General features: G+C 66.0%; 22 protein-coding genes. 7 read left to right on the top strand and 15 right to left on the bottom strand.

Features of this window, described 5'->3' with window-relative positions:
- The first annotated feature begins 82 nt into the window (after positions 1–82).
- Positions 83–496 carry an NINE protein gene (locus tag HGB41_RS15865; protein ID WP_171086134.1) on the top strand — a complete coding sequence of 138 codons (414 nt, stop codon included), beginning with the start codon at positions 83–85 and terminating at the stop codon, positions 494–496.
- 150 nt (positions 497–646) lie between these two features.
- On the opposite strand, the gene HGB41_RS15860 is transcribed toward HGB41_RS15865, so the two are convergent.
- The 10 genes from HGB41_RS15860 to HGB41_RS15815 all read right to left on the bottom strand — a co-directional run bounded on the left by HGB41_RS15860 (position 647) and on the right by HGB41_RS15815 (position 13,554).
- Positions 647–2,437, bottom strand: a complete 1,791-nt coding sequence (locus tag HGB41_RS15860; RefSeq protein ID WP_171086132.1) for an acyl-CoA dehydrogenase — start codon at positions 2,435–2,437, stop codon at positions 647–649.
- A 245-nt stretch (positions 2,438–2,682) separates the two neighbouring features.
- Positions 2,683–3,612: an electron transfer flavoprotein subunit alpha/FixB family protein gene (locus HGB41_RS15855; protein WP_171086130.1), complete on the bottom strand. Its 930-nt coding sequence runs from the start codon at positions 3,610–3,612 to the stop codon at positions 2,683–2,685.
- Positions 3,613–3,644: 32 nt separating this feature from the next.
- Complete coding sequence (locus HGB41_RS15850) at positions 3,645–4,394, bottom strand: electron transfer flavoprotein subunit beta/FixA family protein (RefSeq protein ID WP_171086129.1); 750 nt, start codon at positions 4,392–4,394, stop codon at positions 3,645–3,647.
- Positions 4,395–4,564: 170 nt separating this feature from the next.
- Positions 4,565–6,280 (bottom strand): hypothetical protein, encoded by a 1,716-nt coding sequence (locus tag HGB41_RS15845; RefSeq protein ID WP_171086127.1) that lies wholly within the window; start codon positions 6,278–6,280, stop codon positions 4,565–4,567.
- Between the two features lie 66 nt (positions 6,281–6,346).
- Positions 6,347–6,808 carry a DUF6265 family protein gene (locus HGB41_RS15840; protein ID WP_171086124.1) on the bottom strand — a complete coding sequence of 154 codons (462 nt, stop codon included), beginning with the start codon at positions 6,806–6,808 and terminating at the stop codon, positions 6,347–6,349.
- A 79-nt stretch (positions 6,809–6,887) separates the two neighbouring features.
- Positions 6,888–7,115, bottom strand: coding sequence for a sulfurtransferase TusA family protein (locus tag HGB41_RS15835; protein WP_171086358.1), 228 nt, complete (start codon positions 7,113–7,115; stop codon positions 6,888–6,890).
- Positions 7,116–7,743: 628 nt separating this feature from the next.
- Entirely contained in the window at positions 7,744–10,353 is a 2,610-nt protein-coding gene (gene alaS, locus HGB41_RS15830) for an alanine--tRNA ligase (RefSeq protein WP_171086122.1), read from the bottom strand.
- Positions 10,354–10,607: 254 nt separating this feature from the next.
- The gene (locus tag HGB41_RS15825) at positions 10,608–12,278 is read right to left on the bottom strand and encodes a flagellinolysin (RefSeq protein WP_171086120.1); all 1,671 of its coding nucleotides are present in this window, start codon (positions 12,276–12,278) and stop codon (positions 10,608–10,610) included.
- Between the two features lie 104 nt (positions 12,279–12,382).
- Positions 12,383–13,159 (bottom strand): glycerophosphodiester phosphodiesterase, encoded by a 777-nt coding sequence (ugpQ, locus tag HGB41_RS15820; protein ID WP_171086118.1) that lies wholly within the window; start codon positions 13,157–13,159, stop codon positions 12,383–12,385.
- 47 nt (positions 13,160–13,206) lie between these two features.
- The gene (locus tag HGB41_RS15815) at positions 13,207–13,554 is read right to left on the bottom strand and encodes a DUF1294 domain-containing protein (RefSeq protein ID WP_171086116.1); all 348 of its coding nucleotides are present in this window, start codon (positions 13,552–13,554) and stop codon (positions 13,207–13,209) included.
- A gap of 147 nt (positions 13,555–13,701) precedes the next feature.
- Here HGB41_RS15815 and HGB41_RS15810 point away from each other — a divergent pair, with 147 nt between their 5' ends.
- Together HGB41_RS15810 and HGB41_RS15805 are read left to right on the top strand one after the other, a co-directional pair.
- A complete protein-coding gene (locus HGB41_RS15810; RefSeq protein WP_229423060.1) occupies positions 13,702–14,226 on the top strand; it encodes a hypothetical protein in 525 nt (174 codons plus the stop codon).
- 41 nt (positions 14,227–14,267) lie between these two features.
- Positions 14,268–14,669 (top strand): DUF3597 domain-containing protein, encoded by a 402-nt coding sequence (locus HGB41_RS15805; protein ID WP_171086114.1) that lies wholly within the window; start codon positions 14,268–14,270, stop codon positions 14,667–14,669.
- Between the two features lie 56 nt (positions 14,670–14,725).
- Here HGB41_RS15805 and HGB41_RS15800 read toward each other — a convergent pair whose 3' ends face one another.
- A complete protein-coding gene (locus tag HGB41_RS15800) occupies positions 14,726–15,775 on the bottom strand; it encodes a zinc ribbon domain-containing protein (RefSeq protein WP_171086111.1) in 1,050 nt (349 codons plus the stop codon).
- 302 nt (positions 15,776–16,077) lie between these two features.
- Positions 16,078–17,112, bottom strand: coding sequence for a tryptophan--tRNA ligase (trpS, locus tag HGB41_RS15795; RefSeq protein ID WP_171086109.1), 1,035 nt, complete (start codon positions 17,110–17,112; stop codon positions 16,078–16,080).
- 305 nt (positions 17,113–17,417) lie between these two features.
- On the opposite strand from trpS, the gene HGB41_RS15790 reads away from it, so the two are divergent.
- The 4 genes from HGB41_RS15790 to HGB41_RS15775 all read left to right on the top strand — a co-directional run bounded on the left by HGB41_RS15790 (position 17,418) and on the right by HGB41_RS15775 (position 23,468).
- Positions 17,418–19,736 (top strand): family 1 glycosylhydrolase, encoded by a 2,319-nt coding sequence (locus tag HGB41_RS15790; protein WP_171086107.1) that lies wholly within the window; start codon positions 17,418–17,420, stop codon positions 19,734–19,736.
- 218 nt (positions 19,737–19,954) lie between these two features.
- Positions 19,955–21,724: a cation:proton antiporter domain-containing protein gene (locus tag HGB41_RS15785; RefSeq protein WP_171086105.1), complete on the top strand. Its 1,770-nt coding sequence runs from the start codon at positions 19,955–19,957 to the stop codon at positions 21,722–21,724.
- A gap of 67 nt (positions 21,725–21,791) precedes the next feature.
- Positions 21,792–22,547: a hypothetical protein gene (locus HGB41_RS15780; protein WP_171086103.1), complete on the top strand. Its 756-nt coding sequence runs from the start codon at positions 21,792–21,794 to the stop codon at positions 22,545–22,547.
- Between the two features lie 117 nt (positions 22,548–22,664).
- Positions 22,665–23,468: a YdcF family protein gene (locus HGB41_RS15775; protein ID WP_171086101.1), complete on the top strand. Its 804-nt coding sequence runs from the start codon at positions 22,665–22,667 to the stop codon at positions 23,466–23,468.
- Positions 23,469–23,613: 145 nt separating this feature from the next.
- Here HGB41_RS15775 and HGB41_RS15770 read toward each other — a convergent pair whose 3' ends face one another.
- The 3 genes from HGB41_RS15770 to pcaF form a co-directional block, all read right to left on the bottom strand.
- Entirely contained in the window at positions 23,614–24,621 is a 1,008-nt protein-coding gene (locus HGB41_RS15770; protein WP_171086099.1) for a Bug family tripartite tricarboxylate transporter substrate binding protein, read from the bottom strand.
- A gap of 123 nt (positions 24,622–24,744) precedes the next feature.
- Complete coding sequence (locus HGB41_RS15765; protein WP_171086097.1) at positions 24,745–25,473, bottom strand: SDR family NAD(P)-dependent oxidoreductase; 729 nt, start codon at positions 25,471–25,473, stop codon at positions 24,745–24,747.
- A gap of 86 nt (positions 25,474–25,559) precedes the next feature.
- A complete protein-coding gene (pcaF, locus tag HGB41_RS15760; protein ID WP_171086095.1) occupies positions 25,560–26,762 on the bottom strand; it encodes a 3-oxoadipyl-CoA thiolase in 1,203 nt (400 codons plus the stop codon).
- Positions 26,763–26,775: the final 13 nt, after the last annotated feature.

Here is a 26,775-nt window from a genome sequence, read left to right as displayed (position 1 = left end):
CTGGGTAGCGGCCGCAGGAGACGCGTGCCTTCCTTGCCATTTTGCACCATACTCGTGGCTTCCTGAACTTTTGGCAACGCTCATGGCTGTCCGGCACAAGAACAAAACCATCGCTACCCTCCTCGCCCTGCTGCTGGGCGGATTCGGCGTCCACCGCTTCTACATCAAGGGGCCGGTCGACCGGCTTGGCCTGCTACACCTGTGCAGCCTGCCCGTCACCGGCATCCTGTGGGGCGCGGTGCATCCGCATCCGTTCTATGTCGTGCTGCCGATCCTGCTGTCCTATGTGGTGGGCTTCGTCGAGGCACTGGTCATCGGGCTCACGCCGGACGAGGCCTGGGATGCGCAGCACAACAAAGACAGCGGCAAAGCATCGCGCTCGAACTGGATGCTGGCCCTGCTGCTGGTGCTGACCGTGGGTATCGGCGCGATTGCACTGATCGGGATGATTGCGCGGGTGTTCGATCTGCTCTACACCGGCGGCGCCTACGGTTGATTGGTTTTGTAGGGTGGGCGGGGTAATTTCGGGCAATGCCCGGAATTACAAACGCCCACGCGGTGATAGTTAGCGTGAAAAAGCCGCGGCGTGGCCGTGCTACCGCTGCTTGAACGCGCGGACGGCAAAGCCGTCCACCCTACCAACTACTTAGAACTGCTCGGCCTCCAGCGCCAGCACGCCAGGCGCGCCTTCCACGATCGCGGTACGCAGGCCAGGGGCCGTCGACAGCACGTGGTCGGCAAAGAAGCGCGCAGTGGCGATCTTCGCGCGCAGGAAAGAGGCATCGCCCTCGCCCGCTTCCAGCTTCTTCGATGCTACCAACGCAGCACGCGCCATCTGCCAGCCGCCCAGCACGATGCCGGCCAGCTTCAGGTAGGTCACGCTGCCGGCGAACACGCCGCGCACGTCCGATTTAACGTTCGCCACCATGTAGTCGACCACTTCTTCCAGCGCGCTGCTGCCCAGCGCGAGCTGGCGGCGGATCGCTGCGAACTCGTCGCCCTGCACTTCACCGAGCTGCGCCTCGACCGCACGCACCTGTGCGATCAAACCTTTGGCGACGGCGCCACCATCACGCACGGTCTTGCGGCCGACCAGGTCGTTGGCCTGGATCGCGGTGGTGCCTTCGTAGATGGTCAGGATCTTGGCGTCGCGGTAGTGCTGGGCGGCGCCGGTTTCTTCGATGAAGCCCATGCCGCCATGTACCTGCACGCCGTCGCGTGCGACGTTCTCGCTCATCTCGGTCGACCAGCCCTTGATGATCGGGACCAGGTATTCATAGACGGCGAGGTTTGCTTTCCGGGTCGCTTCATCCGCGTGGCTGTGGGCGATGTCCGAGTAAGCCGCGCCGACATAGGCAAGCGCGCGCGCGGCTTCCGTCTGCGAGCGCATCGACATCAGCATGCGGCGCACGTCCGGGTGGTTGATGATCGCCACCGGGCCAGGCGAGCCAGCCACTTCGCGCGACTGCACGCGGTCTTTCGCGAACGCCACCGCCTGCTGGTAGGCGCGATCGGCCAGGCCGACGCCCTGCATGCCGACGCCGAAGCGGGCCGCGTTCATCATGATGAACATGTATTCGAGGCCGCGGTTCTCTTCGCCCACCAGGGTGCCGATGGCGCCGCCACCGTCGCCGAACTGCAGCACCGCCGTTGGCGAGGCCTTGATGCCCAGCTTGTGCTCGATCGAGACGCAGTGCGCGTCGTTGCGCGCGCCCAGCGAGCCGTCGGCGTTGACCAGGAATTTCGGCACGATGAACAGCGAGATGCCCTTCACGCCCGCCGGTGCATCCGGGGTGCGCGCCAGCACGAGGTGGATGATGTTCTCCGCCATGTCGTGCTCACCGTAGGTGATGAAGATCTTGGTGCCGAAGACCTTGAAGGTGCCGTCGCCCTGCGGCTCGGCGCGGGTGCGCACGGCGGCCAGGTCGGAACCGGCCTGCGGCTCGGTCAGGTTCATGGTGCCGGTCCACTTGCCGCTGATGAGCGGCTCGAGGAACAGCGCCTTTTGTTCATCCGTGCCTGCGGTCAGCAGCGCTTCGATGGCGCCGTCGGTCAGCAGCGGGGCCAGCGCGAACGACAGGTTCGCGGCGTGCAGCATCTCGATGCATGGCGTGGCCACCAGCTTCGGCAGGCCCTGGCCGCCGAATTCGCTCGGGTGCTGGATACCCTGCCAGCCGCCTTCACCAAAGGCGCGGAAGGCTTCCTTGAAGCCCTTCGAGGTGGTGACGCTGCCGTCTTTCCAGGAGCTCGGCTCCTTGTCGCCCGCGTGGTTCAGCGGCGCGATGACTTCGCCGCAGAACTTCGCGCTCTCTTCGAGCACGGCGCTGACGGTATCTTCGGTCGCGTCTTCGCAGCCGGGAAGCTGGTTGATCTCGGCCAGGTTGGCCAGTTCGTTCAGCACGAACTGCATGTCTTTCAGCGGGGCTTGGTAGCTCAACTTTGTCTCCTGATGTGACGATGTGTCTATCGCCGGGCCCACGGCGTCGAACGCCACAGGCAACCTACGTTATAAAGTAAAACGTCGTTCCCGCGAAGGCGGGAACCCAAGTTTGTTCGCGCCGCCACTAGCGTCGAACGCTACAGGATACGCATCGAAATTGGGTTCCCGCCTGCGCGGGAACGACGGTTCATGCTTCGGTGGTGGAATCCACCGCGAACGGTTTAATCAGTTCCCTGAACGGCTTAACCCAGTTCCTGCACCAGCTGCGGCACGACTTCGAACAAATCGCCCACCAGGCCGTAGTCCGCCACCGAGAAGATCGGCGCTTCCGGGTCTTTATTGATCGCGACGATGACCTTCGAATCCTTCATGCCGGCCAGGTGCTGGATCGCGCCGGAGATGCCCACTGCGATGTACAGGGTCGGGGCGACGATCTTGCCGGTCTGGCCAACCTGCCAGTCGTTCGGCACGAAGCCCGCGTCGACCGCGGCGCGCGAGGCGCCCATGGCGGCGTTCAGCTTGTCGGCGAGCGGCTCGAGGATCTTGAAGTTCTCGGCCGAACCCAGGCCACGGCCACCCGAGACGATGATCTTGGCGGCGGTCAGTTCCGGACGGCTCGAGACGGCCAGTTCGCGGCCGACGAACGCCGACTTGCCGAAGTCGCCGACGGCTGCGACCTGTTCGATCGCAGCCGAACCACCGCCGGCTGCGGAATCGAAGGCGGTGCCGCGCACGGTGATGACTTTCACGCTGTCGTTTGATTGCACGGTGGCGATCGCGTTACCGGCGTAGATCGGGCGCTCGAAAGTGTCCGGCGAATCGACCTTGGTGATTTCCGAGATCTGGGCCACGTCCAGCTTGGCGGCGACGCGCGGCAGGATGTTCTTGCCGTAGGCGGTGGCCGGGGCCAGGATGTGCGAATAGCTGCCGGCGATCGCCAGCACCTGCTCGGCGACGTTTTCGGCCAGGCCATCTAGAAAATGCGGCGCGTCGGCGACCAGCACTTTGGAGACGCCCGCGATTCCAGCGGCGGCTTCGGCGGCGGCGCCGCAACCGGAGCCTGCGACCAGGATGTGGACTTCGCCGCCGCACTGGGCGGCCGCGGTTACGGTGTGGTGGGTAGCGCCCTTGAGGGAGCCGTTGTCGTGTTCTGCAATGACGAGTGCGACCATGTTATTTCCTTGTATTGGGTACGAGCGCGGATTTAGATGACTTTGGCTTCGGTGCGCAGCTTCTGCACCAGCGTCGCCACGTCCGGCACTTTCACGCCCGCCGAGCGCTTGGCCGGCTCGACGACCTTCAGGGTCTTCAGGCGCGGGCTCACGTCGACGCCCAGGTCTTCCGGCTTGACGGTTTCCAGCGGCTTCTTCTTCGCCTTCATGATGTTCGGCAGCGTCACGTAGCGCGGCTCGTTCAGGCGCAGGTCGGTGGTGATGATCGCAGGCAGGGTCAGGGAGATGGTCTCCAGGCCGCCGTCCACTTCACGGGTCACGGTGACCTTGCCGTCTTCCAGCACGACCTTCGACGCGAAGGTCGCCTGCGGCCAGCCCAGCAGCGCAGCCAGCATCTGGCCGGTCTGGTTCGAATCGTCGTCGATCGCCTGTTTGCCCAGAATGATCAGCTGCGGCTGTTCCTTGTCGGCCAGCGCCTTCATGATCTTGGCCACGGCCAGCGGCTCGGTCTCGCCGTTGGTCTCGACCAGGATGCCGCGGTCGGCGCCGATCGCCATACCGGTACGCAGGGTCTCCTGGCACTGGGCCACGCCCACCGACACCGCCACCACCTCAAGGACCTTGCCGGTCTCCTTCAGGCGCGTGGCTTCTTCCAGCGCGATCTCGTCGAACGGGTTCATCGACATCTTGACGTTGGCGATATCCACGCCGCTGCCGTCGGATTTGACGCGGACCTTGACGTTGTAGTCGACCACGCGTTTGACGGGTACCAGGACTTTCATAGGGTGCCTTTAGAAAATGAAGTGAGTGACAGACGAGGGCCTAGATTATATGAGAAATTCGGCTTCAGGTCGAAATTAAAGCACGATCGTGCGATTTGCGGCTAGAGGTTTTCTCCTAAACCTGCGCGTGCGCAAGTGCGGGCAGCAGCAGGCCGCGCGCTTGCACCCTGCTACAGCGCACCGCGCACCCCGGGCTCGGCGCGCGCCCAGCTGTCCGCGAGACGGCGCCGGGTAGCGTCGGCGTCCAGCGTCTTGCCCTGCGCGGCCAGCGCCTTGCCCAGGCCATGCAAGGCCCAGCCGCTGGCCGGATGCGTGGCCAGGTCGGCGCGGAAAGTCTGCTCTGCCTCGGCGAAGCGGCGCGCCCGCAGCTGCATGGCGCCCAGGCGCAGGCGCGGCCCACTGGCCAGCATCGGCGGCTCGGCGCGGCCGGCATCGAGCCCGGCCTCCACCGCCTGCGCCTGCAGCGCCAGCGCCGCATCGATGCGGCCTTCCGTGAACGCCAGTTCGGCGGCCAGCTCCCTGGAGGCGCTGCCGGCCAGGCTGCGCAGCATGCGCGCGATGTAGTCCTTGCCAGTGTGTTTCGCCACCAGTGCGTCGGCCTGCGGCTGGGCCCGCGCCAACGCGGCCCTGGCGCCGGCGGCATCGCCCTTGCGCAGCATGGCAATCCCGCGCGCCATCTCGCCGAGGACCAGGCCCAGGCCCTTGTCGCCGGACGGCAGCGGCTCGACCAACAGGGCGTCCCAGCGCTGCAGGTGCAGCAGGGTCAATGCCGGCAGGCTGCGCACGTACTCGGCGTATTCATGCGTGCCCTTGGCACGGCCGGCGGCGGCGCGCGCGGTGTCGAGCGCCAGCTCGCCCCGGCCTTCCATCAGGGCGCCGTACCACTGGAAGTGCGTATTGTGGCCGCGCCAGTCGAAGGCGACGGGGAAACCCTGGCGCCCCAGGTCGGCGATCAGCGCTTCGTCCGCCGCCACCGCCAGCTGGTTCACGCGGGTCGCGTCGGCATAGCGCCCGACGTGGGCGTAGGTGTGCGAGGGCATGTGCAGCAGGTGCGGCGACTTCGGCGCCAGCCGGCCGAGCCGGTCCGCCGCGTGCACCGCGCGCGCCGCGACCGGCACCGCGTCGACAGCGTGGATCATGTAGTGATTCAGGCCCACGTGTTCGGGGGTGCGCGCGAGCGCCGCTTGGATGCGGTCGGCCACCTCCCCTACCCGGCCTGACGGCTTGCCGGTGGCGTCGTCCCACCAGTCGCGGTCGCTCGCCACCAGTTCGGCCTCGGCGTACAGCGTCAGGACGTCGGGGTCGAGCGGGAACTGATCGGCGAGTTCGCGCAGGCGGGCCGCGTAGGCGATATCCAGCGGGTCTGCCGGTTCGCCACGCCCGCCGGCGGGCGAGCGGCAGATTTCTGGAGCAGGCAGCGCGCGCCCGCGGGCGGACGCATGGCCATAGCGCAGCGCCAGCGATTCGACCAGGGCGCGGTCGCGCTTTGATGCGCCGTCGAGCTTGTCCAGCGCGTGGTCGACGTGGCGCACCGCCTCGCGCAGGTCGCCCCGCTTCGGGTTGTTGATGTTGGGCCCCATCTGCCAGGCGACCGCCCAGGCGCACATGCCGCAGGACGGGTCTTGCGCCAGCGCGGCCTTGAAGGCGCGGATCGCTTCCGGACGGTTGAAGGCATAGGCCTGCGCCATGCCTTGCGCGAACAGGCTACGCGCCGCGGGGTTGGCGCTGGATGGTTGCAAGGTAGCGCCGCCATAACCGTCCAGCACCGGCGCCTTCGCCGTCTTGTCCACGGCCGTGGGTGCCACGGTGCAGGCGCCGACCAGCGCCAGCGACAGCGCAATCGTGCCGAGGCGGCGCATGTGGGACGAGCGGAAGGGATGGCGCATGATCGAAACCCGTGACGGATCGAGAATGGTCGATTTTGCCACAATCACAACTGCCGGCGACGGCTTTTATTCGGGGATGCAGGGCGTGCGCGACATGGGGAAGTCGATGCCCTTGCCCTTGCCTTCGATGCGGGCGTGCAGGCCGCTTGCGCCGGCGCGGCGGTAGATGACGCGCTGGGGGAAATCATGCGCCAGGTTCTCGAACACGACGCTGTCGCCGTCCTCGCGCAGCAGCGGGAAGGAAGCCTGCGGCTGGCCGGATGGCTGGGCGACGAAAGCGAGCTTGCCGTCCGCGCCCTGCTCGATGCGGATGAACTCGTACTCGACGGTACGGCCTTTGCGCACGGTGCGGCTCATGCCGAGCATGGTGCCGCCGGCGGGGCCCATCCATTGTTCGCCGGAGCCGCGCTCGGCTCCACTAGCGGCCCAGCATCCCTGCAGCCAGGCCAGTTTCGCCAGCGTGTCGTCAGATGCGGATGCGGATGTGAATGCGGCTGAGGTGCATGCCGCCAACAGTGCGGCAATCATGCGCTTATGCATTCGTGAAGAGCCTTTTATGCGAAGCGGGCAGCCTGGTCGAGGCTGCCGCTGGGAGAAGGCGCTGCTGTTATTTGCGGCGCATCAGGAAGGTGAACTCGCCGTGTTCGTGGGTATGCGCCAGCAGGGCGTTGCCGGTCTGCTTGGCAAACGCCTGGAAATCGCGCACGGAACCGGTGTCGGTCGCGACGATGCGCAATACCTGTCCGCTCTCCATTTCGGCGAGTGCCTTCTTGGCTTTAAGGATCGGCAACGGGCAATTCAGTCCGCGCGCATCCAGGTCTCTCTGGAATTCCATGGTGTCAATATCGATAATGGTGACGCTCATCGCTTGCCCTACTCAGTGGGTGGTGCTGGAACTCGAATACTACTCCAATTTCGGCCGTATGACGCAGCGCACCAAAATAGTCACACATTGTTGCAGGCCTGCAACCGAATGTCAAATTAACCATGCTTGTGCACTTTTTTGCAACAAAAATGAGTACAGGCAGCATCGACGTGGTGCGCCACCCGATATATGCAGTACGGGTAAAGAAACTTCAAGCGAGCCCGGCAGCGCCAGCAACTGCCCTTACGGCTCCATCATGCCGGCTTCACAGAAAATCAAACCGGAGGCGATTGTAAGAAACTATTGTCAATACTGCACTGCGCAAAAACAGTGCCCTCCTTGCGCCAGATCGACTGCCGGATGAACCAATAAAAAAAGCCGCCCGAGGCGGCTGATGCCGTTCAGTTAAAGCAGGGTGGCCGGGGTCGTTCAGGCCAGTGACCTGAACGACGAACGGCCGCGCGTCCAGCTCCGATGTGATCTGCCACAGAGCATCGGTGATTTGAACGCGCGGCCGGCGAAGCCGGCCACCCTACATTTTCATGCTAACTGAACAGCATTAGTCCGAGGCGGCTTTCATGTTCAACAGGAACCAGGATCAGGCGCGTTCGCCCACCCAGCCAGCCACGCCGGCCAGTGCCGCAGGCAGGTTGGAAGGATCGGTACCGCCGGCCTGCGCCATGTCCGGACGGCCGCCGCCCTTGCCGCCAACCTGCTGGGCGACAAAGTTCACCAGCTCGCCCGCCTTGACCTTGCCGGTGGCATCCTTGGTCACGCCGGCGATCAGGCTGACCTTGCCGTCGAGCACACTCGCCAGCACGATGGCGGCGGTGCCCAGCTTGTCCTTGAGCTTGTCCATGGTCTCGCGCAGCGCGGTGGCGTCGGCGCCGTCCATGGTCGCGGCCAGCACCTTGATGCCGTTCACGTCGATGGCCTTGGCCAGCAGCTCGTCGCCCTGGCCCGACGCCAGCTTCGACTTCAGTGCCGCCACTTCCTTCTCGAGCGACTTGACCTGGTCCTGCACCTGGGCGATGCGCGACGGCAGTTCGTCCGGGCTGGTCTTCAAAGCGCCTGCGGCCTCCTGCAGCTTGCGATTGATAACCTGCACCAGCGCCAGCGCGCCCTCGCCCGTCACCGCTTCGACGCGGCGGATGCCGGCGGCGACGCCGCCTTCCGACACGATCTTGAACAGGCCGATGTCGCCGGTGCGGGTCACGTGGACGCCGCCGCACAGTTCTTTCGAGCTGCCGATGTCCAGCACGCGCACGGTGTCGCCGTACTTCTCGCCGAACAGCGCCATCGCGCCATGCTTCAGAGCGTCGTCGAAGGACATGTTGTGCGAGGCGGTCGCGTGGTTCTCGAGGATCTCGCGGTTGACGATGGTCTCGACCTTCGCGATTTCGTCAAGCGTCAGCGGGGCGCCGTGGCTGAAGTCGAAGCGGGTCTTGTCCGCATCGACCAGCGAGCCTTTCTGCTGCACGTGGCTGCCCAGCACTTCGCGCAAGGCCTTGTGCATCAGGTGGGTCGCCGAGTGGTTGCGGATGGTGCGTGCGCGCTTGGCGGTGTCGACTTGCGCATCGACCGTGTCGCCGACCTTGAGCGAGCCTTCGCGCAGCACGCCGTGGTGGCCGAAGACGTCGGCCTGGATCTTGAGCGTGTCTTCGACTTCGAACACGTTGGTGCCCGAGCCAATCACGCCCTGGTCGCCGACCTGGCCGCCGGATTCGGCGTAGAACGGGGTGGTGTCGAGCACCACGATGCCGTCCTGGCCGGCCTTCAGTTCCTGGACCGACACGCCGTCGGCATACAGCGCCAGCACGTGGGTGTTGTGGGCCAGCGATTCATAGCCGACGAACTTGGTCTTCTCGCCCGCATACTCGACCTTGGCGGCCATCTTGAACTTGCCGGCGGCGCGCGCGGTCTTCTTCTGCTGCTCCATCGCCGCGGTGAAGCCCTCTTCATCGAGCGTGATGCCACGCTCGCGGCAGATGTCGGCGGTGAGGTCGAGCGGGAAGCCGTAGGTGTCGTACAGCGTGAAGGCGGTGCCGCCATCGAGCTTGTTCGCGTCCTTGGCGAGCTGCGCTTCCAGGATCTTCATGCCGTTTTCCAGCGTCTCGCCGAAACGCTCTTCCTCGGTCTTGAGGGTCTGCGCAACGCGCGCTGCCGCCTCATGCAGTTCCGGATAGGCGGTGCCCATTTCAAGATCGAGGTCCGCCACCAGCTTGTGGAAGAACGGGCGGGTTTGCCCAAGCTTGTGGCCGTGGCGCAGCGCGCGGCGGATGATGCGGCGCAGGACGTAGCCGTGGCCTTCGCTGCTCGGGATGATGCCGTCGACGATCATGAACGAGGCTGCGCGGATGTGGTCGGCGATGACCTTCAGCGAGTTGTTGTTCAAATCTTCGGCGCCGGTTTCGCGCGCGGCGGCCTTGATCAGGGCCTGGAACAGGTCGATCTCGTAGTTGCTGTGCACGTGCTGCAGCACGGCGGCGAGGCGCTCCATGCCCATGCCGGTGTCGATCGACGGCTTCGGCAGCGGGCTCAAGGTGCCCGATTCGTCGCGGTTGAACTGCATGAACACCAGGTTCCAGATCTCGATGAAGCGGTCGCCGTCTTCGTCTGGCGAACCCGGAGGGCCGCCCCAGATGTCGGCGCCGTGGTCGTAGAACACTTCGGTGCACGGGCCGCATGGGCCGGTGTCGGCCATCTGCCAGAAGTTATCCGACGCGTAGCGCGCGCCCTTGTTGTCGCCGATGCGGATGATGCGCTCTTTCGGCACGCCGATCTCATTGGCCCAGATGTCGTAGGCTTCGTCGTCCTCGAAATAGACGGTGACGGTGAGCTTCTCGGCCGGCAGCAGGTAGACCTTGGTCAGCAGCTCCCAGCAGTAGTTGATCGCGTCGCGCTTGAAATAGTCGCCGAAGCTGAAGTTACCCAGCATCTCGAAGAAGGTGTGGTGGCGCGCGGTGTAGCCGACGTTTTCCAGGTCGTTGTGCTTGCCGCCGGCGCGCACGCAGCGCTGCACGGAGGTCGCGCGCGAGTACGGGCGCGTATCCAGGCCCAGGAACACATCCTTGAACTGCACCATTCCGCTGTTGGTCAGCAGCATGGTCGGGTCGTTGCCCGGCACCAGCGGGCTGGAACGGACAATGGCGTGGCCTTTGGACTCGAAGAACTTGAGGAACTTTTCGCGGATTTCAGAGGATTTCATGTCGTATGGGCGTGAGGAGGCAGCATGCTGTATAAAAAATCGATTATAGCGTAGCCGACTGGGGGATTATTAGTCCGGCCAATATTTACGGGTAAGGAGCAATGCCAGTCACTTAAGAGCCGCCGGCGACTCGTAGGGTGGGCAAGGTAATTCAGTCCACTGGACTGAACTACCCTGCCCACCCTACGTTTCTCACTAACTGGCTAACATTGGGGTAAGGAGGGAAAACGCGCGCTGCGGAGCAGGGAGGCATGTCAGCGCAACAGGGAAAGCACCGCCCGCGGCTGGCTGTTCGCCTGCGCCAGCATCGCCGATGCCGCCTGCTGCAGGATCTGCGCGCGCGTCAGTCCCGCGGCCGTGCCGGCGTAGTCCACGCCCTCGATCCGCTCCTTGGCCGCGGCCAGGTTGACGGCATTGGTCTGCAGCCCGCTGGCGACCAGGTCGAGCCGGTTGCTGGCCGCGCCCACGTTCACCCGCTGCTGGTTGACGAATTCCAGCGCCTGGTCAAGGTGCAGCAGCGAGACGGCCGCGTTCTCCAGGTCCAGGTCGGCCAGCCCGAGCGCGCCGGCGTTCATCGACGAGAATTGCAGCTCGATCAGGTCGTTCGCACCGTCGCCGACCTGGATCTGCATCCGGTTCACGCCGGTGGCCCCGCCCAGCTCCGGGTAGGTCACCACGAAGTTCGCCAGCCCGTCCGAGGCGTTGCTGGTGCCGCTGTCCGGCACCACGGCGCGGGCGTTGCGCGCCGTGGTGCCATCGGCATCGAGGCCGCCGATGGCGCCGGTGTCGGCGTTCCACAGGTCCATCTTCGTAGCGATGAAGTTCGCGCCGTTGGTGCCGAAATCGCTGAGGAAGGCAGCCGTGCTGGCAATCCGGCCGCCGGTCACCGCATTCAGGGCCACGCCCAGGTCGGCCGACTGGTTCTGGTCCAGGTACTGCATCACGCCCTTGATGCCGCCCTCCACGCCCAGGTCTTTCAGCTTGTCGTGCATGTAGCGGCTGGCGACATAGCCGCCTTCGTAGGTAAAACCGCCGCCGGCGATGACGCCGACGATGCCGGCCGCGGTGGAGCCGCCCGCGATGGCGCCGCGCAGGCGCTCGTCCGCGCCGTGGATCAGTTCCGCCGTGCCTTCGCGGAACCACTGCGGCAGGCCAAAGTAGTTCATCGAACGCCCCATGATGGCGTGCGCCATCTCGTGCGCGACGATGCGGTCGCTGTAGAACGGCGCGCCGCCGCCATCGGGCGTCGCGGCCGTGCCGAAGTCGGCCATGTCGAGGTTCAGGCTCAGGTTGTTGAACTTGCCGTCGCCGCCAACGGTGCCGGACACCGAGGCCAGTACGCCGCCGCCCCCATCGCCACCCTCGAGGTTGACCGTGATCCTGGCGCCGTCCGCACTGATCCCGTAATACTGCTTGATCATGTCCTCGCTTGATGCCAGCCAGCCCGTCTTCAGGCCGTCGAGCACGGTGCGCTTGCGCTCGTCGCCGCCGATGCTGGTGCGTTCCTGGGCGAAGATGGTGTTGCCGTTGAACTGGGTCTGCCCACCCACCTCGTTGATCTGCTTGAGCAGCTGCGCGGCCTCGTGCTGCAAGGCGGCGCGGTCCTTGTCGGTGTAGGCGCCGTTGCCGGAAGCCACCGCCAGCTCGCGCAGGCGCTGCAGGTTGTCGACCACGTTCGCCATGGCGCCATCGGCCACCTGCAGCATGGAGGTGCCGTCGCTGATGTTGCGCGCCGCCTGGCTCATCCCGCGCTGGGTCGCCGTCATGCGCGCGGCAATCGCCTGCCCGGCCGCATCGTCGGACGCGCTGTTGATGCGCGAGCCGGAGCTCAGGCGAGCGATGAGCTTCTCCTGGCTTGCCGCGTGCAGCGTGAGCGCACGCTGCGTATTCAGCGATTGGACGTTGGTGTTGATCGATAGTGACATGGTGGCCTCGGCCCGGAGGGGCGGTCGCCTGTCATTAACGACAACTGGTCAATCTACTTGAGGCTGGGAATGATTATTTTCGTAAATATCATTTGATCCAGAGCTCATCGGCGTTGTTGGCCGCGTTGTTGGCCGAACTCCGGGCCAATCAGGTCCACGCGGTCGGTGCAGAAAGCGTCGACGCCCCATTCCAGCAGCTCGGCGGCCCGGACCGGCTCGTTGACCGTGTAGCAGAACAGGCCGAAACCGGCATCGATCACGGCCTGCGCCAGTTCCGGCGTCAGGTGCTTGTGGTTGGTATGGATCGCGACCGCCCCGACCGAGCGCGCCAGCGGCTCCCAGCCCGGCGGCAGCTCGCTCATCAGGCAGGCGCGCGGCAGGTCCGGCGCGGCCCGCTGCGCCGCTTCCAGCGCAGCCAGGCTGAACGAGGACAGCAGTGGAACCCGCGCCAGGTCTCCCGCCGCGAGTTCGCCGGCAAACATGGCGCGGGTGATGCGCGCCACCGCCTCGCCGGTCTCGGCGTCGAAGCCCCGCGCCGGCTTGATCTCGATGTTCATCCAGATGCCGTGCGCCTTGCAATACTGGGCGAATTCGACGAACAGCGGCACCGGCTCGCCGCGGTAGTCGGCGCCGAACCAGCTGCCGGCATCCATCCGCGCCAGCTCGAGCGCGTCGTAGTCGAACACGTGGCCGGCGCCGGTGACGGTGCGGCCGAGATAAGGGTCGTGGATCACCACCGGGACGCCGTCGCGCGCCAGCATGACGTCGAATTCCACCGCGCGGAAACCATAGTCCATGCCGCGCCGCAGTCCGGCAAAGGTGTTTTCCGGAGCGAGCGTGCCGCCGCCGCGGTGGGACAGGATCCGGGGATAAGGCCACATGCTTGCACTCCTCCCGAAGGATTTCAAGTGACTGCGTCAGGTCAGGCTCAGGTACTGCGGATGCCGAGCTCCCGGGAGAGGTAGAGGAATAGACCCAGGTTCAGCGCGACGGTCAGGTAAAACTTCCACTGGAACGATGCTTTCGACGTCTTGTGGCGCAGCCATTGCTGTGCCAACAGTCCGCCTGGCCAGCCGCCCACCAGGCCAAGCAGCAGCAAACTTGCTTCCGGCGTGCGCCAGTTGCCGCTTTTCGCCGCCGACTTGTCGATCGCGTAGGCCACGAAGCAGCTCAGGCTGGCTACCAGGTAGGCAGCACCGACCAGGGGCGGCAGGTTCCAGGCAAAGCTGGCGAATCCGTAGACGGCGGTAAACAGCAAAAGCGGCAGGTAAGGCATGCGGGAAGCTTACCCCGGCCAAGGGTTAGATGTCTACATGGAAAGGAACCACGCCTTTCGGCCGCCCACCGTTGGATACCGAACAGAGAAATGCTTGTCATAGCGCCTACCCTCGATATTCAATCACGTTACAGCAGGGAGTGAAAAATGGCATTTGATCTAGGCAACCTACTGACGCAATACCTGGGCGGCGCCGCCGGTGCAGGCGGAATCAACCAGAACCAGGCCGCAGACGATTTCGACCGTGTCGCGCAGAACGCGCCGCGTGACGCCTTGGCGCAAGGCGTGACCGGGGCCTTGCGCTCCGACCAGACCCCACCCTTCCCGCAAATGGTCAGCCAGATGTTCGGCCAGAGCAATCCGAACCAGCGTGCCGGCATGCTCAACCAGCTGCTCGCCACCCTCGGCCCCACGGTACTGGCCTCGCTCGGCAACGGCGGCCTCGGCAAGATATTCGGCGGCCGCACCCCAACCCAGGTCACGCCGGAACAGGCCGAGCAGATCTCGCCTGACGACGTGCGCGACCTGGCCGAAAAGGCCGAGCAGCAAAACCCGAGCATCGTCGACCGCATGGGCGACTTCTATGCCGACAACCCGACCCTGGTCAAGGCTATCGGCGGCGCTGCGCTCGCCATCGCCCTGGGCCACATGGCGCAGAACATGCGCCGCTGATCCATTCACCCTTCCATCAACCACAAGCACAAGAGGACACTATGGGCATCCTGAGCAATATCTTCAGCAAGATTTTCCCGAAATCGCACGCCGCCAACAAGGGCCCTGCCGCACCGGCACCGGCGCCAACTGCGCCACAAGCCCAGCAGCCGGCCCCGGCCGCCCCTGCCCCGGCCGCCATGGACCAGGTCGACGTCGAGGAAATCCTGACCGCCAAACAACAGGCTTCGGGCCAGCAGCTGAACTGGCGCAGCTCGATCGTCGACCTGCTGAAACTGCTCGACCTGGACAGCAGCCTGCAGGCCCGCAAGGAACTGGCCGCCGAACTGCACTACAGCGGCGACACCAGCGACTCGGCCTCGATGAACATCTGGCTGCACAAGCAGGTCATGAACAAGCTGGCAGCCAATGGCGGCAAGGTGCCGGCCGACCTGCGTGACTAAACGCTGCGATTGACCTGCACGAGCCTCCGGGCTTGTGACCCACTGGCCGGCTGATTTCAGTCGGCCAGTGTCGTATTGGCCGCCGTACCGCAGGCGAAGCAGAAGCGCGCAAAGGCGTTCTTGCGCGTCGTGCAGCAGGTGCAGCGGTCGAACAGGCCGATGCCGCAGTGCGGGCAGTAATCGAGGGCGGCGTCCTTCAGGTCGACCGGCCGCTCGCAGCCCGGGCAGACGCCCTTGCCCAGCCGGGCCAGCGCGGCGTCGTAGCGCAGGGTCTGGCGGCGCTCGACGTCCGGGAGCGCTTCGGCCTGCCGTTGCCGCGCCAGGTAGCGCTGCAGGGAAACGATCGCATAGCGTCCCACCAGCACGGTGATGGCGATGCCGACCAGGTAGCGCACATAACCGCCATAGCTGGGCAGGTAGGGAACAAGTTCGAAAAAGAACGCAAACAGGGCAAAGATGATGAAGCCCCAGACGAAGGGCCAGTACTGGCCCTGGCGCTTGCGGGCGAACAGCCAGCCGGCCAGCACCAGCAGGGGGAGTGTCAGTGCCAGGCGGTACAGGAAGACCCGCAATTCCTTGGAAGTCGACGCCTTGAGCCAGGCGGTATAGGCCGGGCCTTCCATCCGTTTCCAGCGCTCCTGCGTCCCAGCCAGTGCCTGATGTGCGTCAAGCAGGCCTTGTTGCTGGGTTTCGACAGCCGCCAGTGCGGTGCGCTCGCCGGCTTCCAGCGCATCGAGTGCGCGGGTGCGGGCGATCAGCTCGGGATCCTGGTCGGGCCGCGCGGTGGCGCGGCGGGTTGCCAGCCAGTTGTCGAAGGTCTGGCGCGACGAGGCGGTATTCGAGCGCGCCACCTCGTGCTTCTGCTTCGCCTGTTCCAGCGCCAGCTGGGCAGCATCGCGGCGCGCTTCCAGGCGCGCTTCTTCCGCACGCAGGCTGCGCACTTGTGCCGGGTCCATGAATCCTTCGACCGTCAGCGGCTGCTCGACGTCCCACAGGTTTTCGACGACTTTTCCGCCAAGGCCGATCAGGAAGGCGGCAAACGCGAACGCAACCAGCCACAGGGCGCGTTGCATCCATTTCTCGGTCAGGCGCAGGCCTTTGCTCATGGGAGTCCTCCGATGCGGTGAAGGCGGTAGCTTGCCATTGGGGGGAAGTGCGATCCAGTGGGGATTGCGAGGGGATGTTTTATGGTACTCGGGGTACCGGAGTCCGATACCGTGCCGCCGCCGCATCTCGGGGCCGGCACCGCTATCGGTGGAGCTGCCGCGCCTCGTAGGGTGGGCAAGTTTCTTGCCCACGCGTTCAATCAGTGGATGAACAATCGCGCGGCTATTCTTTGGCCGCTTGAACGCGTGGGCAGAATCTGCCCACCCTACGGTTCAGTGGCTAGTCGGGCGACAGCGATCGATCAGAAGTACGACAGCCCCAGCGCCTTGCGCACTTCATCCGTCGTCGCCGCCGCCACTTCGCGCGCGCGCATCGTGCCTTCCTTCAGGATCTGCATTACCTGCCCGCGGTCCTTGGCAAACTCCTCGCGGCGCGCACGGATCGGGGCCAGCATCTCCTGCAAGATGCCCTCTAAACGCTTCTTGACGATGCTGTCACCCAGCCCGCCGCGCTGGTAGTGCGCCTTCATCTCGGCCAGGCCTTCCTTGTCGGTATCGAAGGCATCCAGGTAGATGAAGGCCACGTTGCCCTCGATGTGGCCGGGGTCGGACACCTTCAGGTGCAGCGGGTCGGTATAGACCTGCTTGACCGCCGCGCGGATCTCGTCGCTTGATGCGCCCAGGTTGATGGTATTGCCCAGCGACTTGCTCATCTTGGCGCGGCCGTCGATGCCCGGCAGGCGGCCGACTTCCGGCACGATCGCCTTGCACTCGACCAGGATCTCCTGGCCAACACTGCGGTTGAACTTGCGCACGATCTCGTTACACTGCTCGATCATCGGGATCTGGTCGTCGCCCACCGGCACCACGGTCGCCTTGAAGGCGGTGATGTCGGCGGCCTGGCTGGCCGGATAGGTCAGGAAGCCGGCCGGGATATCGCGCTCGAAACCGCGCAGGATGATCTCCTGCTTGACCGTCGGGTTGCGCTCCAGGCGCGCCACGGTGACCAGGTTCAGGTAGTAGAAGGTGAGCTCGGTCAGCTCCGGAATCTGCGACTGGATCAGGATGGTGGTCCGGGCCGGATCGATGCCGCAGGCGAGGTAATCGAGCGCCACCTCGACTACGTTCCGGTGTACCTTACCAATGTCATCCATGTTGTCGGTCAGCGCCTGGGCGTCTGCCAGCATCACGAACTGACGATAGGTGTCCTGGTAAGCGACACGGTTGCGCAGGCTGCCCACGAAGTGGCCGAGGTGCAGCGGGCCGGTTGGCCGGTCACCGGTAAGGATGATTGGCGCCTGGTTGGCAGGGACTGCGGAGGGGTTTTGCGAGCTCATCGTGTTTCCTTGTCTTGGCCCCGATCCTCCTGCGCCCAAAAAGAAAACGCCACCCGGATCGAGGCGGCGTTAGTTGAAATGCACATCATTCCCGTGGCCGCGCGCTATCAGCGGCGCCACCAGGCAGGAAAAATGTGATGTGCTTTCAGAAAATTCATGGACTGCATGGTTGCAGGTTGATGCTCTGCTGTCAACCGCTTCCGGCTCCATGACCCGGCAGGCGCGGCTCCCCTTCTTGTATTTTTTCACTGGGATGCCCACTTGCAGTTTTTTTGTTGCAATAAGATTAATAATTGGTGAATTTGATGAATAAAAAAGAGAGCACGAACAGCCATGTCCGTCCACTGGAACTCTGGGGCGGCCTCGAATGCACGGTCAACCGCGTGCGCGACGAGTATTTCAGCCAGCTCGATCGTAACGGCCATGCCGGGCGCGCCTGCGACATCGACCGCTTCGCGTCCACCGGCATCAAGGCCATCCGCTATCCCGTGCTGTGGGAACGTACCGCCCCCGAAGGCCTGGACAAGGCCGACTGGAGCTGGCCCGACGAGCGCCTGCCCGCGCTGCGCGAGGCCGGTGTGAACCCGATCGTCGGACTAGTGCACCACGGCAGCGGCCCGCGCCACACCAGCCTGGTGGACCCGGCCTTTGCAGAGCAGCTGGCCGAATACGCCGGCGCCGTCGCCGCGCGCTATCCCTGGGTCGAGCTCTATACCCCGGTCAACGAACCCTGCACCACCGCGCGCTTCGCCGGCCTGTACGGCGTCTGGTACCCGCACGGCCGCGATGACCGCACCTTCATCGAATCGCTGCTGGTGCAATGCCGCGCCGTCGTGCTGTCGATGCGCGCGATCCGCGCCGTCAACCCGAACGCGAAGCTGGTCCAGACCGACGACCTCGGCAAGACTTATGGCACGCTAGAGATGGCCGACGTCGCCGAGTTCTACAACGAGCGCCGCTGGCTGGCCTGGGACCTGCTGTGCGGCATGGTCGGCCCCGGACACGCGCTCTGGAGCTACCTGCTCAAGACCGGGATCGACGCCTCCGAATTCCTGTGGTTCCGCGAGAACACCTGCCCGCCCGACATCATCGGCGTCAATTACTATGTCACCTCCGAACGCTGGCTCGACCACCGTCCCGAGCGCTTCCCGGAAAACCACCGCGGCGTGGCCGACGGCATTCCGTGCGCCGACATCGAAGCCTCGCGCGTGCTGGCCACGCCGACGCCGGGCATCGCCCCCTTGCTGGCGGAAGTCTGGGACCGCTACGGCATCCCGCTGGCGATCACCGAAGCCCACATCGACGCCAACCGCGAAGACCAGCTGCGCTGGCTGCTCGAGATCTGGGAAGCGGCCCAGCAATCGCAGCAGAACGGCGTCGACGTGCGCGCCGTCACCGTCTGGTCGCTGCTCGGTTCCTTCGACTGGAACAGCCTGGTCACCCAGAACAAGGGCTATTACGAGCCGGGCCCGTTCGACGTGCGTTCGCCGCAGCCGCGCCCGACCGCGCTGGCGAAAATGATGCAGGAACTGTCGTCGAACAAGCCGCTGTCGCACCCGGTGCTGCGCGGCCAGGGTTGGTGGCGCCGCCCGGGCCGCTTCCTCTGCCATCCGCCGGTCGCTACCCCGAGCGCCCTCACGTCGATCTCGGCCGACGGCCACCGCCTGGTGGGTACCGGCGCGGCCCCGATCCTGATCCTGGGCGCCACCGGCACCCTGGGCCGCGCTTTTGCGCGCGTCTGCCGCAAGCGCAACATCGCCTTCCGCCTGCTGTCGCGCAAGGAGATGGACATCGCAGATAGCAATTCGGTCGAGCGCGCCCTTGCCGAATACCAGCCATGGGCCGTCATCAACACCGCCGGCTATGTGCGCGTGGACGATGCGGAGAACGACGCCGAGCGCTGCTTCCGCGAAAACACGGCCGGCCCGGCGATTTTGGCGGCCGCCTGCGCGCGCCATGGCGTGCACCTGACCAGCTTCTCCAGCGACCTCGTATTCGACGGCAAGCAGGACCGCCCTTATGTGGAATCGGACCCGGTGGCGCCGCTGGGCGTCTACGGCCGCAGCAAGGCCGAAGCGGAAAGCGCGGTGCTGGACAAGCACCCTGGCGCACTCATGGTGCGCACCAGCGCCTTCTTCGGCCCCTGGGACCAGCACAACTTCGTCACCCTGGCGCTGAACGCGCTCGAGCGCGGCGAATCCTTTACCGCCTCGAACGACCTGACCATCACGCCGACTTACGTGCCTGACCTGGTGCACGCCTGCCTGGACCTGGCGATCGACCGCGAGGCCGGCATCTGGCACCTGTCGAACGGCGGCGCCCTGAGCTGGGCCGACCTGGCTTTGAAGGCCGCGGAACGCGCGGGCGTGGATGCCAGCCGTCTCGAGGCCCGTTCTATCGATTTCACGGCGGCGCGTCCTGCCTACTGCGCCTTGACGAGCGAGCGCGGCATCCTGCTGCCCCGCCTCGACCAGGCCCTCGACCGCTACCTCGAACTGCGCAACGTGGACGATCCGGAGCTCGAAGAGCTGCAACTCACCGCCGAAAGCCGCCAGCCGGTGGCCAGCGGGCACCGGCAACAGGAAGAGACGCCGCTGGAGGCGGTGCAGGCGGGGAATTGCTGATGCGGGTGCGTTGACGCGGCTGACGTCAAATTGGATTCCCGCCTTCGCGGGAATGACGTTGCTTAGGTAAGTGGTAACGCCAATTCTTTCGTTATCTGATAAACCGTCGTCGCCGCGCAGGCGGGGACCCAAGTTCGTACCGCAGCCGCCACCCTGACAGCCTCGCTCCCCAACAGCACGCTACAATCGCCCACCCCCAACTCCGCGGCCCACCCAACGTGCAAGAACAACACGCCTTCCCCTTCCTGCGCGAGATCCTCCTCTTCCTGGTCCTCTCGGGCATCCTGATCCCCACCTTGCAGCGCCTGCGCATCAACCAGGTGGTCGGCTTCCTGGCGGTCGGCACCCTGGTCGGCCCTTTCGGCCTCGGCCTGCTCGCCAGCGACATACCGTGGCTCGCCTTCCTCACCTTCCCGCGCGGCGAAGGCATCTCGATGCTGGCCGAGATCGGGGTGCTGTTCCTGATGTTCATGATCGGCCTCGAACTCTCCGCTGCGCGCCTGTGGGCGATGCGGCGCTGGGTGTTCGGCGCCGGCACCGCGCAGGTCGTGGCCAGCGCGGTCCTGATCGGCGCCGCCCTGCTCCTGTCCAGGCAGCTCGACACCCAGGCCGCCGTCATCATCGGCCTGCTGCTGTCGCTGTCGTCCACCGCCGTCGTCATGCAGCTGCTCGCCCAGCAGCAGGCCACCGGCACGCCGCTCGGCCAGGCCACCTTCGCCATCCTGATGCTGCAAGACCTGGCGGTGGTGCCGATCCTGCTGCTGATCGGCGCGCTGGGCCACGGCGGCGGTGCCGGCGACGGCGACGGCGTCGCCATGCTGGCGCTCATGACGCTGGCGAAAGCCGCTGCCGCCATCGCCCTGATCTACCTGGTGGGCGGACGCGTCGTCCACAAACTGTTCCGTTCCTTTGCCGAGCACCGCCAGCCGGACGTCTTCATGGCGCTGATCCTGCTCAGCACCTTTGGCATCGCGGGCCTCTCCGCCGCGGCGGGACTGTCGATGGCGCTGGGCGCGATGATCGCCGGCCTGTTGCTGGCCGAGACCGAGTTCAAGCACGAAGTCGAACTGATGGTCGAGCCCTTCAAGGGCCTGCTCATGGGCCTGTTCTTCATGTCGGTCGGGATGAGCATCGACACCCGCCAGGTACTCGACGCACCGCTGCTGCTGGCTGCATGCGTGGCTGGCCTGGTGCTGGTCAAGGCAGCGGTGGTAGCAGTGCTGCTGCGCGCCGGCGGCCTGCCCTGGGGCCGGGCCGTCGAAGGTGGGCTGCTGCTGGGCCAGGGCGGCGAATTCGCCTTCGTCGCCGTCGGCTATGCCGTCACCTCGCAGGTGCTCGATCCGGTCCTGGGCGGGCGCGTGATGCTGGTGGTCGGCCTGACCCTGTTCATCACGCCGATGCTGGCGCGCCTGGGCCGCGCGATCGGCGACCGCAGCGACAGCTCCCGGCACGCACTGGCGGCCAGCCAGGACGAGCACCAGCTGGCGTCGGCGCGCGGTCGCATCGTCATCGCCGGCTTCGGCCGCGTGGGCCAGCAGTTGGCCAAGCTGCTGGGCGAGCAGAACATTCCCTTCGTGGCCTTCGAATGCGATGCCAAGCTGGTATCAAGCCTGCATGCGCAGGGCAAGCCGGTCTACTTCGGCAACGCCTCGCGCCCCGAACTGCTGCGCCGCGTGCACGCCGGCGAGGCGCCGGCCATCGTGCTGACCATGGACCATCCAGGATCGGCGCTGCAGGCGGTACGCGGCATCCGGCGCGAGTTCCCGCACGTGCCCCTGTTCGTCCGCTCGCGCGACGAGAAGCATGCCCGCGCCCTGCGCCTGGCCGGCGCCAGCGTCGTGGTGCCGGAAACGCTGGAAGCGAGCCTGCAATTGTCCGCCTTCGTGCTGGAAGCGATGGGACTGGACGAGCGCCTGGTGGACGGCATCGTCGACCACGAACGCGACCTGTTCGCGGCGAAGCTGCTGGAGCCGGAGCGTCCCGCCTGACCTGCGCAGGAAAGGTCGAGAGAATTGGAGAGATGGCTGCCGGCCGCCATGGCTATACTGTCCGCTTATGGCCAGCCTCCCCTACCGTCCTTTCGCTCTCACGGCCATGCCCTATGCGGCCGACCGCCGCCTGGCCGGCGCCGGCGTCACGGTCCTGGTCCACGCCGCCCTGATCATGGGCTGGCAGATCGCACGCACGCCGCCGCCGGAACTGGACGAACCACGCCCGGCCATCCAGTGGCTTCGTTTGCCGGCACCAGCGCCGCGCATCGAGGCAACGCCCCCGGTTCCGGCGCAGCCTGCCCGGCCACGGTCCCTTTCCGCTCCGGCGCGCACGGTCCGTCCCGGTCCGGCTGCGATCACCGCGCCGGCACCCGTGGCTGCAACAACACCAGGCACCCAGGAAGCCGAGCCAGCGCCTGCAGCCGAGGCGCCTGTCCGGCCACGCGCCGAATCCATCATGGAAAACGCCCGCCGCAGCGTCGGCAGCATCGACCGCGCGCTGCGCAAGGAAAGCAAGCCGACCATCGTGGCGCCGCTGGACAGTCCGCAGATCCGCATGCGCCAGGGCATGGAGCAGGCGCACGCGCTGGCGCCACCGCGGCTGTGGGAAGCGCCCAAGGTCGAGGAACTGGTCAACAACACCGGCGACGGCGCACGCCGCACCCGTGTCATCACTGGCCACGGCGCCTACTGCATCACCGAAAGGTCACCCGTCACCAGCATCGACATGATCGAAAAGCACGGCAAGCAAACTTTTACCAGTTGCCCGAAGCACGAGACGCCTGCGAAAAAGCAGGCCTGGCGTACCGCACGCGATTGACGGCAGGCAGCTCCAGTATCATGTCGGGCTACCCCAGGAAAAACATGTCCAAGCCCAAGCCGGCAGGCCCCCGCCCTGTCCACGCATCCCAGCATGCGATTGAAGATTTCCACGCCCATGCCTGAGTTGATCAACACCTTCGCGCGCGGCCTGCTGCTGCCGCCCACCAGCCTGTTCCTGCTCATCGTCATCGGCCTGGCGATGTGGCGCCCCTGGCCGCGCGCCGGACGCCTGGTCGCAGCCACTGGCCTGGTGGCGCTGGCCTTCCTGTCCAGTACCGTGGGCGCGGGCCTGCTCGTCGCGCCGCTGGAACGACTGAGCGAGCCGCTGCGCCTGCCCGAACGCGCCGGAGCACAGGCCATTGTCGTGCTCTCGGCCGGACGCCTGCGCGATGCCCCCGAATATGGCGATCGCGACATTCCAGATTACGTCGCCCTGGCGCGCCTGCGGTATGCGGCGCACCTGCAGCGGCGCACCGGCTTGCCGGTCCTGGTCAGTGGCGGCCACGCCGGCAAGCGTGTGGAGCCCGACGCCCGCAGCCGCGCCTACACCCTGGCCGATGCAATGGCCACTGCGCTGCGCGAAGATTTCGGCGTGCCGGTGCGATGGATCGAGTCGCGCTCGCGTAATACTGGCGAGAACGCGGCCTACAGCGCCGCGCTGCTGCGCAAGGATGGCATCACGCGCATCCTGCTGGTGACCGATGCGATGCATATGCCGCGCGCCCGCGCCGTATTCGAGCGCGCCGGACTGCAGGTCACCGCTGCGCCGACCATGTTCCTGAGCCGGCAAGCGCTGGGACCCTGGGCCTGGCTGCCGAGTGCTGAAGGAATGCGCCGCTCGTGGTACGCCACCTATGAACTGATGGGCAATACCAGGGACCGCCTGCGTGCTTCCACGGACAAGGCAGACGCACCTTGAGCATGTGCAGCCGCCGCTGGAAAGCAAGCCGGCGTGCGGTGCGGCTCACGGGCGGACTGCGCATACAGCCGGGCGTCTGAGACCAGCTGGCCTTGCGTTCGAGAGCCGGCGCATATGGCCCCCAGGGGCTGATGCCCGGCCGCAATCATTCGGCAGTCGCGCCCGACTGCTTGACGATCTTGCCCCACTTCGCGGTCTCCGCCTGGATGAACTGCGCGAACTGCTCCGGCTTCTCGCCATGCGGTTCGGCGCCTTGCTCGAGCATCTTCTTCTTCACTTCCGGGTCGGCCAGCGCCTTGAGGATGGACGCGTTCAGCCTGGCCACCACCGGTGCTGGGGTTTTGGCCGGGGCCAGCAAACCAAACCAGGAAGTGGCTTCGTAGCCGGGCACGCCGGCCTCGGCAATGGTGGGCACCTCCGGCAGCGCCGGCGAGCGTTTCGGGGTGGTCACCGCCAGGGCCCGCAGCTTGCCGCTCTTCACATGGCCGATCGCCGAGGGCATGTTGTCGAACATGAGCGCGATATGGCCGCCCAGCAGGTCGGTCACCGCGGGCGCGCTGCCGCGATACGCCACGTGCTTCATTTCTACGCCGGCCATGTGCTGGAACAGCTCACCGGACAGGTGGATGGAGCTGCCGCTGCCCGACGACCCGAAGGTCACCTTGCCCGGGTTGGCCTTGGCATAGGCGATCAATTCCTTCACGTTCTTGAAGGGCTGCGCGGGATTGGCCACCACCAGATTCGGCACCAGCGCCACGCGCGACAGTGGCGCGAAGTCCTTGATCGGGTCGAACGCCAGTTTCTTGTAGAGGCTTTGGTTGATGGCATGCGTACCGACCGTGCCCATCAGGATGGTATGGCCGTCGGGCGTGGCACGCGCCACGGCCTGGGCGCCGATGTTGCCGCCGGCGCCGGCGCGGTTGTCCACCACGACCGGCTGGCCAAGATCACGGCTCATATATTGTCCGACCACACGCGCCAGGATGTCGGTGGTGCCACCAGCCGAGAAAGGCACGATGATCGTAATGGTCTTGGCCGGGAAGGCAGCCTGGGCCTGCGCCGCCAGCGGCAGCAGCGACAGGACGCCGGCGGCAGTCCCCACGATAAACACACGGGTACGGAACTTCAGGGCATCGACAAAGAAACGTGGCATGAAAGCCTCCAAGAAAGTTGAGCCAGCAGGCGGGTCAAGGCCTGCGTGCAATATCAACGGACAGTCCCGTCCGTTAGGGTGCGCAGATGCCGGGCGTACGCCCGGCCCTGTCGCGTAATTGGGTCAGACCGGTGCGACGCCGAGCGTGGTGCCGCCGCAGACATACAGCACCTGGCCGGTGACGAAGCCATTGTCGGGCGACAGGAAGAACATGGCCGCGCGCGCCACGTCGTCCGGGGTGCCGAGACGCTTGACCACGATGCTGTCGATGATGCGACGGGTCTGGGGCGCCCCTTCCGGATTACTGTTCCGGAAGAGTTCCGTCGCAATCGGCCCCGGCGCCACCGCATTGACTGTGATGCCGTCGCCGCCGAGTTCCAGCGCCAGCGTGCGCGTCAGGCCGATCAGCCCCGCCTTGGTGGCCGAATACACGATGCGTTCGGCCTTGCCCAGCCCCGCACGCGAGGACATGTTGACGATACGGCCGTGGCCACAAGCGCGCAGCGCCGGCAATGCTGCCTGGACCAGGATGATGCTGGCCTTGAGGTGCAGGTCGACCACGTAATCGAGGTCGGCCATGGTCGCCGTATCGATCGTGCCGGGGCGGGTGGCGCCGGCGTTGTTGACCAGCGCCGTGACGGCGTAGCGCGAGGTAATCTCCCGGGCGATCGCCTCGGTGTGCGTTTGCTGCGTGAGGTCGGCCTGGAAGGACACCAGCTTGTCATGGTCCCAGTCCGGCTTGTTGTAGTCGAGGTTGACGACGGTGCTGCCCTGCGCCAGCAGCGCTTCGCAGATGGCCCGGCCGATGCCGGCGCTACCGCCGGTCACCAGGGCGACTTCTTGTTGGCTCATGTTTGTCTCCAAATTTTTGGGGGGCACGCCTGCGGTCTTGGCGCCGCTCGGAATGGTGAAACGCCTGCGGCGCCCGATGCGTCCGTTCAGACCCGTTCGATGATGAGGGCGATGCCCTGCCCCACCCCGACGCACATTGTGCACAGTGCATAGCGGCCGCCGCTGCGCTCGAGCTGATACAGCGCGGTCGTCGCCAGGCGCGCACCGCTCATGCCCAGCGGGTGACCGAGGGCGATGGCGCCGCCCTGCGGATTGACGCGGGGATCGTCGTCCGGCAGGCCGAGCTCGCGCAGCACGGCCAGTCCCTGCGCGGCGAAGGCTTCGTTCAGCTCGATGAGGTCCATCTGCTCGAGCTTCAAGCCGGCCTGGCGAAGCAGCTTGCGCACCGCCGGCACCGGGCCGATGCCCATGACCCGCGGCGCCACGCCGCTCGAGGCCATGCCGACGATGCGTGCGCGTGGCCTCAGGCCGTGGCGCGCGGCGGCCGCGCTGCTGGCGACCACCAGCGCGCAGGCGCCGTCGTTGATGCCGGAGGCATTGCCCGCCGTGACCGTGCCGTCGGCGCGCACCACCGGTTTGAGCTTCGCGAGGGCCTCGAGGGTGGTCGCGCGCGGATGTTCATCGCGCGCGACCACGACCGGCTCGCCCTTCTTCGGCACGATCGTCACCGCCACGATCTCGCTGTCGAACAGGCCCGCGTCCTGGGCCGCAGCGGCCTTGGCCTGGCTGGCCAGCGCGAAGCGGTCCTGGTCGAGGCGGCTGATACCGAAATCCGCCGCCACGTTCTCGGCAGTCTCGGGCATCGTCTCGACCCCGTATTGTTCCTTCAGCTTCGGATTGATGAATCGCCAGCCCATGGTCGTGTCCTGCATCTGCAGCTCGCGCGTGAAAGCGCTGTCGGCCTTGCCCATGACGAAAGGCGCGCGGGTCATGGATTCGACGCCGCCGGCGATGACCAGGCTCGCCTCGCCAGCCTTGATCGCGCGCGCGGCGCTTCCCAAGGCGTCGAGCCCCGAGCCGCACAGGCGGTTGATCGTGGTCGCCCCGGCTTCTTGCGGCAGACCGGCCAGCAGCGCCGCCATGCGGGCCACGTTGCGGTTATCCTCGCCGGCCTGGTTGGCGCAGCCGAGGATGACGTCATCGACCTCGCGCCAGTCGACCGCGGGATTGCGCAGCATCAGTGCGCGCAAGGGGATGGCGCCCAGGTCGTCGGCGCGCACGTCCTTCAGTGCGCCGCCGTAGCGGCCGATCGGGGTACGGACCGCATCGCAGATAAAAGCGTCTTGCATGGTGTTCTCCATT

The organism is Telluria aromaticivorans (assembly GCF_013003915.1).
Classification (GTDB): Bacteria; Pseudomonadota; Gammaproteobacteria; order Burkholderiales; family Burkholderiaceae_D; genus Telluria; species Telluria aromaticivorans.
This window is presented reverse-complemented; position numbering and strand designations above follow the sequence as displayed.

Coding starts and splice junctions, on each gene's coding strand:
- HGB41_RS15780 (WP_171086103.1), top strand. CDS start 21,792: ATGGCCAGCCTCCCCTACCGTCCTTTCGCTCTCACGGCCATGCCCTAT.
- HGB41_RS15825 (WP_171086120.1), bottom strand. CDS start 12,278: ATGTCACTATCGATCAACACCAACGTCCAATCGCTGAATACGCAGCGT.
- HGB41_RS15810 (WP_229423060.1), top strand. CDS start 13,702: ATGGCATTTGATCTAGGCAACCTACTGACGCAATACCTGGGCGGCGCC.
- HGB41_RS15765 (WP_171086097.1), bottom strand. CDS start 25,473: ATGAGCCAACAAGAAGTCGCCCTGGTGACCGGCGGTAGCGCCGGCATC.
- HGB41_RS15855 (WP_171086130.1), bottom strand. CDS start 3,612: ATGGTCGCACTCGTCATTGCAGAACACGACAACGGCTCCCTCAAGGGC.
- HGB41_RS15835 (WP_171086358.1), bottom strand. CDS start 7,115: ATGGAATTCCAGAGAGACCTGGATGCGCGCGGACTGAATTGCCCGTTG.
- pcaF (WP_171086095.1), bottom strand. CDS start 26,762: ATGCAAGACGCTTTTATCTGCGATGCGGTCCGTACCCCGATCGGCCGC.
- HGB41_RS15845 (WP_171086127.1), bottom strand. CDS start 6,280: ATGCGCCATCCCTTCCGCTCGTCCCACATGCGCCGCCTCGGCACGATT.
- HGB41_RS15865 (WP_171086134.1), top strand. CDS start 83: ATGGCTGTCCGGCACAAGAACAAAACCATCGCTACCCTCCTCGCCCTG.
- trpS (WP_171086109.1), bottom strand. CDS start 17,112: ATGAGCTCGCAAAACCCCTCCGCAGTCCCTGCCAACCAGGCGCCAATC.
- HGB41_RS15850 (WP_171086129.1), bottom strand. CDS start 4,394: ATGAAAGTCCTGGTACCCGTCAAACGCGTGGTCGACTACAACGTCAAG.
- alaS (WP_171086122.1), bottom strand. CDS start 10,353: ATGAAATCCTCTGAAATCCGCGAAAAGTTCCTCAAGTTCTTCGAGTCC.
- HGB41_RS15805 (WP_171086114.1), top strand. CDS start 14,268: ATGGGCATCCTGAGCAATATCTTCAGCAAGATTTTCCCGAAATCGCAC.
- HGB41_RS15790 (WP_171086107.1), top strand. CDS start 17,418: ATGAATAAAAAAGAGAGCACGAACAGCCATGTCCGTCCACTGGAACTC.
- HGB41_RS15800 (WP_171086111.1), bottom strand. CDS start 15,775: ATGAGCAAAGGCCTGCGCCTGACCGAGAAATGGATGCAACGCGCCCTG.
- HGB41_RS15775 (WP_171086101.1), top strand. CDS start 22,665: ATGCCTGAGTTGATCAACACCTTCGCGCGCGGCCTGCTGCTGCCGCCC.
- ugpQ (WP_171086118.1), bottom strand. CDS start 13,159: ATGTGGCCTTATCCCCGGATCCTGTCCCACCGCGGCGGCGGCACGCTC.
- HGB41_RS15770 (WP_171086099.1), bottom strand. CDS start 24,621: ATGCCACGTTTCTTTGTCGATGCCCTGAAGTTCCGTACCCGTGTGTTT.
- HGB41_RS15840 (WP_171086124.1), bottom strand. CDS start 6,808: ATGATTGCCGCACTGTTGGCGGCATGCACCTCAGCCGCATTCACATCC.
- HGB41_RS15815 (WP_171086116.1), bottom strand. CDS start 13,554: ATGCCTTACCTGCCGCTTTTGCTGTTTACCGCCGTCTACGGATTCGCC.